The sequence below is a fragment of the Calditrichota bacterium genome (genome assembly GCA_014359355.1).
In the GTDB taxonomy this organism is placed as follows: Bacteria; Zhuqueibacterota; Zhuqueibacteria; order JANLFK01; family Oleimicrobiaceae; genus Oleimicrobium.
On record JACIZP010000344.1, the window covers coordinates 1 to 2,766 of the forward strand.

General features: G+C 61.5%; 3 protein-coding genes. All 3 read right to left on the reverse strand.

Going from position 1 to position 2,766, the window contains the following annotated elements; all coding sequences use genetic code 11:
* The coding region (locus H5U38_14450) for a peptidase M14 (protein ID MBC7188221.1) at window positions 1-531 on the reverse strand (531 nt) is incomplete at its 3' end.
* Between the two features lie 68 nt (window positions 532-599).
* Window positions 600-1,358, reverse strand: a complete 759-nt coding sequence (locus H5U38_14455; protein ID MBC7188222.1) for a methyltransferase domain-containing protein — start codon at window positions 1,356-1,358, stop codon at window positions 600-602.
* Window positions 1,355-2,020, reverse strand: coding sequence for a DUF429 domain-containing protein (locus H5U38_14460; GenBank protein ID MBC7188223.1), 666 nt, complete (start codon window positions 2,018-2,020; stop codon window positions 1,355-1,357). The genes H5U38_14455 and H5U38_14460 overlap by 4 nt, the downstream gene beginning before the upstream one ends.
* Between the last annotated feature and the right edge of the window lie 746 nt (window positions 2,021-2,766).

A 2,766-nucleotide genomic window follows, 5' to 3' on the forward strand; every position in this document is an offset into this window, starting at 1 on the left:
TTGTCCCTCAGGTGTCTGCAGGTCACGGGCATCTCTGTTGATGTCGATGCCCAGCGCATTGCGCCGCTGCCGCCGCATAGCCCCGTCGGGATTAAGCATAGGCATTGCCAAGATGGTGACGCCCTCCAAGATGCGCGCCACGAAAGGCTCCTTACGCTGCCGGGACAAGTAGGAAAGGAGATCCAGTAGCGCGCCAGTGGCCGTGGGTTCATCGCCGTGCATCTGGGACCAGAGCAGCACGCGTTGGCGGCCACGCCCTGCACGGACCAGGTATAGAGCCCGCCCTTCCACTGAGCGGCCAACCTCCTCCACCTGCAGCTCAGGCGACGACCGCGCCAACTGGCGCAGAATGTCGTAAAGTTCCTCGTGACGCAGCTCTTGCGGCCTTTCAGGCGCCACCCTCACCCGCGGGTGCACATCCCACAGGTGACGCTGGTCGAACGCTGCCTCCTGACCTCGGCTTGGTGAGGCGCTCAAGAACAGAGCGGCGCCCACGAGCGCCAGCACCACTCTGGTGCGTGCGGGAGCCATTGGCGAGTGCGTTCCGTTCACAGGTTCCCTCCTTCGTGCGTGGTACGACCGTTCCTTGCAAGGCTCACTTATGCAGCAACAGGAGCGCCGGCTTGATATGCCTTCTTTGTGGCGGGCTTGCGCGCCAACACCAGCATCTCAAAGTCGTCGAGGCGCACCGGCCGAGGTTCGAAATTCCCGGCGAGCGAACCCCAGATCTCCACCACCTCGAAGCCAGCAATCTCCAACAGCAACTTGATCTCCGGACAGGTGTAATATCGGTTTGAACAGGCAATGCTGAACTCCCTGCCCTGCTCGTCCACTCCCCGCTCGGTCCAGTAGCCGACGCACTTCTCCACATCCAGGTGCTCGTCACCTTCTGGATGCCGGAAGGCAAAGGCCGCATGGAGCACGTTGAGGAGGAAACGCCCGCCCGGACGCAAGGCGCGATGCACCTCGGCCAACACCTGGCGATTGTCCTCATCGCTTTCCAGAATGCCGAACGCCCCTTCGCACAAGGAAAAGGCTGCATCGAAACTTCCCGCGAAAGGCAACGCCCGGGCATCGGCACGGACGAAGTGCACGTGAGCATCCCCTTGGCGTGCACAGGCTTGTGCCACCTGCAGCATGCGCGCCGACAGGTCGACTCCGACTAGCCGAAAGCCCCGCCGCGCCAGCTCGATGGAGTGCCGACCCGCCCCACAAGCAAGGTCCAGAATGCGCTCATGGGGCTGCAGTCGGAGCTGTTCCACCAGAAAGTCGACCTCTTGCTTTGTTCCTTGCGTGAACCGGTAGTCCAGGTAGCGAACCCCCAACCGCTCGAAGAGCTCGCGGTACCAGCTCGTCATGGTCTGGCCTCTCCTGCGGGAATTACGATGTAGCCCTCCTGTTCATCGCCGACCCGTTCTGCGCGCCCATGGGCAAGGAGGTAGACCGTGTAGGCGCCTACGATCGCGTCCAACTCGTGATGGCTCAGTTGCTTTTGGGGGAGCACAATCCCTAACTCGGCCAGCGCGGACGCGAGGAACGCGCGGCCAACCCTTGTCTGCTTGGCCACCATTTGCCGACCAAACAGCAGGCGCTTGCTGGCGTAGGGGTAGACCTCATGCACCATCAAGCCGGCCTCCCGCAGCTGCCGGTACAGGCCAATGCTCCGCAGCACCCAGCTCTTCGCAAAGCTCTTCTTCACCGTGAAGAAGCAGCCGATCCCGCGTCGGGCGAGCTCCCTCTCGCAGAGGCGTCCTTTTCGTCCCGCGGGCTGTTCGTGACCGCAGGTCGGCTCCCGATTTTGGAAGCAACATTCCTGCAGCCCTATCGGCAGAGCGCACGGACCATCAAGTCCGACGGCAAAAAGGCGGTCTCCATGCTCCGCGAAGAAAGCGATGACTTCAGCATCGTCGAATCGACTCTCCGCGACTACCACCTGAAGCCGGTCATCGAGGATAGCGACCCCAGTTGGTCGCGAAGCGCTGCCACTGGGGTCCACGCCGCCGTACAAACAGCTGTTCATGACTCTTGCTGGCTCTTGGGCTGTCACCAGTGTAAAGATAACACATCTCCCGTAATAGTCAACCTCTTTCGTCGGGAGGAAACTTTTCAAGAGGTGGCAAGATACAGTGTGCAACTGTGCAGCAGGTGCACGCGGGCGGATACAGAAATCCCTTCAAGCTGCCTGCCTCGTGACCGACATGGGGCCTGGCACCGCGGGTTGGATGTCCAATCACGGGTTTCAAGCCGGCTCTCAGAAGTCGGGCTTGCGCATAGGCAGATAGAACAACTCCGGCCTCCCTGTGCCGCGGAAAAGCAGAGGAGCCTGAGCACTTCAAGCGCAGCTTCGGCGGCAAGTATTTGACAAATTTGAGACACAGACCACCCGGCAGAGAAAGGGCGGCTCTGCAGGGAGATCCACGGGGAGGGCCTTTTCGGAGGGGAATGCGCAATGCTTCGGACGGCTACGGGAGGACCGTGCCCGGCGTGGCCATCTCTGCACGCAAGCGACCGGTCCTATTGAGGATGTAAGACTTGCCCGGTTCACATAGCCGAGCCCGTGCGGCGGGCGGTGAAAAAGCACAGAAGACCTCACCTCTTTTTCATGAACCGGAGGACGGGTTGCCTAACGGGCTTCTCTGAGACGGCATGGGTCGCGTGCGCAGCACAGCACTTCCTCTCCGCGCCCCAATACGACCAGGCTTCCAGGAACCCTGGTTCTTCGCCAGGACCGAGGCAGCTGCCCAGATGCTTCCAACCAGAGCGACA